Origin of the sequence: Spirulina sp. 06S082, assembly GCF_034932145.1 — a bacterium.
Taxonomy (GTDB): domain Bacteria; phylum Cyanobacteriota; class Cyanobacteriia; order Cyanobacteriales; family Spirulinaceae; genus CCY15215.
Genome location: NZ_JAYGHV010000075.1, coordinates 1 through 5,803 on the forward strand (window position 1 = coordinate 1; position 5,803 = coordinate 5,803).

4 protein-coding genes and 1 pseudogene are annotated in these 5,803 nt (G+C 46.7%); all 5 read right to left on the reverse strand.

Annotated elements, in window-relative coordinates; all coding sequences use genetic code 11:
* Positions 1–1,192: hypothetical protein (locus tag VB714_RS06820; RefSeq protein WP_323222435.1), on the reverse strand; the 1,192-nt coding region annotated here is incomplete at its 3' end.
* 150 nt (positions 1,193–1,342) lie between these two features.
* The gene (holA, locus tag VB714_RS06825; protein ID WP_323222437.1) at positions 1,343–2,299 is read right to left on the reverse strand and encodes a DNA polymerase III subunit delta; all 957 of its coding nucleotides are present in this window, start codon (positions 2,297–2,299) and stop codon (positions 1,343–1,345) included.
* 3 nt (positions 2,300–2,302) lie between these two features.
* Positions 2,303–3,673: a DNA polymerase III subunit gamma/tau gene (gene dnaX / locus VB714_RS06830; protein WP_323222439.1), complete on the reverse strand. Its 1,371-nt coding sequence runs from the start codon at positions 3,671–3,673 to the stop codon at positions 2,303–2,305.
* Positions 3,674–3,816: 143 nt separating this feature from the next.
* Positions 3,817–5,190, reverse strand: a complete 1,374-nt coding sequence (dnaN, locus tag VB714_RS06835; protein ID WP_323222440.1) for a DNA polymerase III subunit beta — start codon at positions 5,188–5,190, stop codon at positions 3,817–3,819.
* Positions 5,191–5,287: 97 nt separating this feature from the next.
* Positions 5,288–5,803 (reverse strand): annotated as a pseudogene (locus tag VB714_RS06840) (DNA helicase); the annotation flags it as partial.

Here is a 5,803-nt window from a genome sequence, read left to right on the forward strand (position 1 = left end):
CGCTTAATAAATCATCAATGGCGGCCAAACAATCTAAATGAAGAATATCGCATCGCGTCCAAATCGCGATCGGGGTTATTGCTTCTGAAATCAAATCAAATAGCTTCTTTTGTTTGGATTTGGGAGGCGCACAAGTTAACTTCAAACCAATTTTTGCTTCTAATTTATTTTTCAAGGATATTTCATCAAAAGAATCCATGCGCTCGATATGCTCAAATAATTCTAGATTCGGTTTTGAATGTAAAATATCTTGTACCTCATCCCAGCGATCGCACCATTCTGAAAAATTAAAATCTAAATAGTCGCGATCGAGACGTTCCAAAGAACGCAATCGAATCGGATATTTTTCTCCTAACGAAATTTTCTTATTTTTTGGAGCATCAATGTGCCAGCAATCGATCTCCAAGCACATTAAATGACTGGGCAAAAAAAATTCTATGGTTAGATCGTATCTCTCTCCTCTCAAGAGTTTGCGTGCTTTCTTCAGAAATTCATTAAACTTTTTGGGTACGCAGTCTAAGCTACATAATATGCCTTGTTGTTTTTCATCATGAGGAAGAAGCGATTTATATTTTTGCAAACTTTCTATTGAATCATCAATAATCAACCAAGCATTCAGCAAAAATTCTTGTTCTTTAATATCGAAGGATTGGAGCGTAGCAATTAAATAGGATTTAAATTTCTTCTTTTTGTTGGACAATGAATTATCTTCAATCATTTTTGTGTCTTGACAATCGGTAAATTTTTGAGCAATATGCTGCAACTTTTTGCGAAGTTGAAGATCCAGAGTAGATTCTTGGCTCAATGTTTCACAAAATTCTTCCAATCTTCGTAGTTTATTAAGATTATTTAACATTTTGACACGATTAGTTGTTTCCATGCTAAATAAATACGTATCGTCTCGATATATTATATTGCAATAAATTGTATCTATTATTTTTCGATCTATGCGATCTATAAGATTATAAAGCTCGGAGAAATCCGAACCTGTTAGAGTTTCTCGATCTATTTGCCCAAATCCAATTACTTCAAAGAAGTTATAGTTTTTGGTAATCGATTTATGAATATCTCTTTGCGCTACATCTCCATCTTTTGTTTTAATGTCAATGCGATCGCCAAATTGTTGGTCAACATTCTCTAGGTTGTTCAAAAAACCTTGAGAATCACGAGCATCAATCGAATCTCCATTCATAGGCTAATATTGACTTCGGCTAAACTTAAATTTTTGAGATAGTAGATGTGAGATTATGACAAAAAAAGAAAAATCATTCATTCCTACCATCATACTCCTTTATTTCAAAGCTGCCCGAATTCTTTGGATTCGAGCAGCTTTGAGCATTTCTCATACCGCTTGGCGCATTCCCCGAACAATCTGCAATATCACTGGCAGTATTTCGTTCGCCTTCGCCCCTCTTTTCAGCACCACTTCCAGATCGAGAAGTCGCGTCAGGGCATGGGAAAGCGATCGCAGCGACACCCCCTCCACTTCCCGACGCAGAAAGTACAATCGCTTGGGATTACCAATACCGCACAAGCGAGCAATTTCCCCATCCTTCCTCATTCCTCCTTGCAATGCTGCCTTTACCCAAAGCCAAGTGCGAAACTGAGTCACGAGAGTTGCCGCGATCGCCAAAGGATAAACCCCTCGAGCCAGCAACTCTTCCAACAAACCTGCCATTTCCAACGCTTTCCCCTCTCGCAAACTCGCCGCTAACTGAAGATTGGTTTGAGTCATGCAGGGAACTAACCCCCTCACCTGCACTTTGGTCAGGCGATCGCCACTGGCATAAACCGCCAACTTTTGCAGTTCCGACTCCACCCGCATCGTATCGTTACCAATCGCGTCAGCCAAGTAATTGACAACATCCCGACCCAAATGCAAATTCAACTCCTTCGCCTGTGTCCCAATGGCAGCAGCAATCAAATCGGTACGCCACGGGGGAATCTTGGCAAACTCTTTTAACTTGCCGAATTTGAGGAGGTGCTTTGACACTTTCAGGCGCTTGTCAATGGCACTGGCAACAAAGATGAGGTCTGTCGTATCGGGCAATTGTCCCAAGCACTGAAGCAGTTCCAAACCCGTCTCCCCAAACTGCTTGAAGTTGCACTCTTCCACAACCACCACCTTGCGACCATCGCCAAAAGCTGCGGCTCTGGCACAGGCGATCGCGGACTCCAAAGCATTGCTCGAAAACCGATGGATGTTAAAATGCCGCCATTGTGAAGAGACGCGGGACTGGTAAGCGGCAATTTCTCGTTCGATGGCGTATCGGTCGTCTCCTACTAAAATTGCAATCATGTTCTATTTGGCCTCAATTTCAACGGTTACGGCATAGCCCAAGGCTTTGTCAAGAATGCGTTCGACGGTTTGGCTGCGTTGCTGAAATCTCTTGATGTACTTGGGTTCGACAGACAGCACTGCCCGTTCCTCGTCGAGTTGGGCCAAGCGAGCGCGGGAGAGCAAGCCGCGATTGCTGGGTTTCGCCGTTTCGACGACATTCGCCCAAATTCCTGCGAGATCGGATGCGGATTCGGTTGCCGATGATAGCTTGCTCCCGTTGCTTGGGGGTTCGAGGGAAGCGATCGCAGTTTCGGGCATCAAGTTCAACAAGCAAACTTCGAGCCAAATGGACGCATTGAGAGAGGTTTTTAACTGCGCCTCCGACTTTTGCAATTGTGTCAAAGCAGCGTCGATTGCCGGGAAATCCAAGCCGTTTGCCAAGGAACGCAATTTGTTATGGGCGATCGCGCTCGTGACCAAATGCTTGCTTTTAGGTGCGGATTTAACCAGCAGCAAATCTCGATAAACTTGCAACAAACCGCTCAAAATCAATTGAGGCGCTTTGCCTCCATCCACCAAAGTACGAGCGAGTTTCAGCGTGCCGATGATGTCTCCTTTGCCCAAACTCGTCAGCAATTCGAGGAGTTCTTCGGGACTGACCCCTCCCGATACTTCAACAACGCGAGTTGGGGTGATGGTTTCTCCCAATAGTGCCAACTGGGAGAGGAGTTGCAGGGCATCTCGCAAACCTCCATTTGCCGTGCGAGCGATCGCATTCAATGCTTCCTCGGTAATGTCAATGGTTTCCAGTTCTGCCACCTCTCGCAAATGGTCGATAATGGTTTGCACGGACAGCGCTCGAAAGTTGAAGGTTTGGCAACGCGAGGCGATCGTAGGCAGAACTTTATGCGCCTCTGTCGTGCAGAGAATAAACATCGTCCGCGCCGGAGGTTCTTCGATGACCTTCAGTAGCGCATTCTGGCTAGCACTGGTAAGCATATGCGCTTCATCGAGGATAAAGATGCGATATCGCCCTCGAGCCGGGGCAAAATTGCTCTGTTCGATGAGGGAACGAGCATCATCTACCCCATTGTGAGAAGCGGCATCGATTTCGCTCACATCCAAGGCAGAACCATTATCGATGGCACGACAGGAAGCGCAAACGCCACAAGGGGTTACAGTAGGTTCTTCACCCTCCAAGCAGTTGAGAGACTTGGCTAAGATTCGAGCGGTTGAAGTTTTGCCCGTTCCGCGAGGTCCGGTAAAGAGATAGGCTCGGGCAATTTGGCGATCGCTAACTGCATTGGTGAGGGCAGTGCGAATGAAATCCTGACCGACTAACTCAGCTAACTTTTGAGGTCGGTACTTAAGGTGTAATGCTTGGTGTGTCATGGGATTCTCTGTCTAATTTCTCTTCTCTCTCCCGATAGGGAAATTTGCAATTCGCAATTCGCACTCGGGAGACTTTTTGCAAAACTCGGTTGAGGGGAAAAATGGGGAAATACTTGTCAAAACTCGATTTACAGGAACTGGCACTAATACAAGGGTGCAAGGATATACTCGGCAGCAATAGGAACTTCTCCTTTCGCATTAGTTCCATAGGGGACTATGAGAGTTGGGGTTTCGGGAGAAGCCAAATGAATGCGGAGATCGGAGGTAGAAATCGCTTTAACCACTTCCAGAAAATAGCGCACGTCGTATTTGAACTCGACATCCTCACCCTTCATCTGAATACCCAATGCTTCTTCTCCTTTGCCGACTTCCTTGTGTTCGATGCTCAGATAGGCTTTTTGAGTTTCGCTTTCCAAGCGCAAAGTCACGGCTTTGGCAGACTTATCGCTGAGAACGACAAAACGCTCTAAAGTCTTCAATAAGGCCACTCGTTCGACGGTAAAAGCGCGGCAATATTGACTTCGCAATGGCTGCACTACGCCCTCGCAGTCGGGATACTGTCCTTCGAGGGTCGCCGTCACCAAGCACTTCTCATTCCATTCAAAAATTGCCGTTCCCCCTTGGGTTTCGGAAGTTTCCGACTTCTCAAAGTAGAGCGTGACTTTATCGGTGGGGTCTAAATTGCGCTCCAACTCTCGCAGCACTTTCAGGGGAACGGTAAAACTGACAGGTTCTGCGAGGGGCGTTTGAGATTTGCTTTCGGTTTTGCCCTCCATCAATGCCAAGCGGTGGCCGTTGGTCGTCCACGTTCTCAAACTGTCGAGTTTTCGTTCCGGGTCGCAGGACAGGTAGAAGTGAGAGCCATTGAGTATCTTTTTATCTTCTTGAGTGGAAGCAGCAAAGAGAGAGCCTGACAATTGAGCAAGGAGCAAACTGGCTGGAAGGGTCATTAATTTGGTCTCGACTCGAGGCAAGTTGGGAAAATCATCCTCAACCATGCCTCTAAATTCAAAACGCTTGTCGCGATCGCTTGGTGTCGATAGGATGGCAGCCAGTGCGGGTTCTTCTTCCGGTTCAGTCGGTTCGACAATCTTACACTCGAGGGAAATATCTCCTTGAGGAAACTTGCCGATCATCTGTCGAAATGCGTCTAAGGGCAGCGTCATCGCACCGGGAGAATTAACTGTAGCGGCAAAACTCACGCTCATCCCGAATTGCAGGTTGTAGGTGGTCAAGTGCAATTTTTGTTCGGCAGCATCGGCAACAAACAGAACATTGTTGAGGATGGCGTGACTGGGATTTTGGGGAACGCCTTTGGCGACGAAATCGAGGTAATCGTTGAGGATACTGCGATCGCAAACGATATTCAATTCCGGTCTGGTTTTTGTTGCAGGTTTGGCCTCTGCTTTTGGAGTTGCCTTTTGAGTTTTCTTTTGGGTTGTCGTCTTCTTCTGGGTACGAGTTGTCGTACTCGTTCTTCGCTTTTTCTTCGCGGTTGTTGCTGTCGTTCTCGTCATGGGCTGAAGGGAGATTGAATTGCCCTAGCGTTGCGCGATAGCGGTTTTTACCTTCTGGCGATCGCGGAAGACTGGGAATTAAACCCAGCCTCCTCCCTCAAAAGCCCCGTTTGTTCTTGGACAGAAACAGAACTCGATGGCGAAACCGAGATGCACCGACATACCACAGTCGATTGTATTCTTTGCGCTTCTGTCGCTCGGATTCGTCATTACCCACAAATAAACGCACGAGGAGATCGTCCCCATCGATCGCCCCTTCATCAAACGTACTGCCTTGAGAATTATGGATGGTCAGGGCAAAGCAATTCCAAACCTTCGCGAAAACATCATCGCGAAACCAGTAATACTTGCGCCATAAAAAGGAATTGCGCTTGGCACTCTGATACTTTTGCTCCAACTCCGCCTCATATCGACGGCGTTCGGACTCTTGCAGGACAAAGATTTGCCGGACGAGACCTTCATCAGTAACGACTCGCAATTGCCACACCTGATAGCCATAATGTCGATTCTCGGCAATCTCTTGCACTTCAATCTCGCAGGAGGTGGGCAAAATAACGGTCTTACCATCGGGAGCCACAACTGGGTTTTTGGTAATCAGTCGCTCTCCGATAAC

Coding starts and splice junctions, on each gene's coding strand:
- holA (WP_323222437.1), bottom strand. CDS start 2,299: ATGATTGCAATTTTAGTAGGAGACGACCGATACGCCATCGAACGAGAA.
- dnaX (WP_323222439.1), bottom strand. CDS start 3,673: ATGACACACCAAGCATTACACCTTAAGTACCGACCTCAAAAGTTAGCT.
- dnaN (WP_323222440.1), bottom strand. CDS start 5,190: ATGACGAGAACGACAGCAACAACCGCGAAGAAAAAGCGAAGAACGAGT.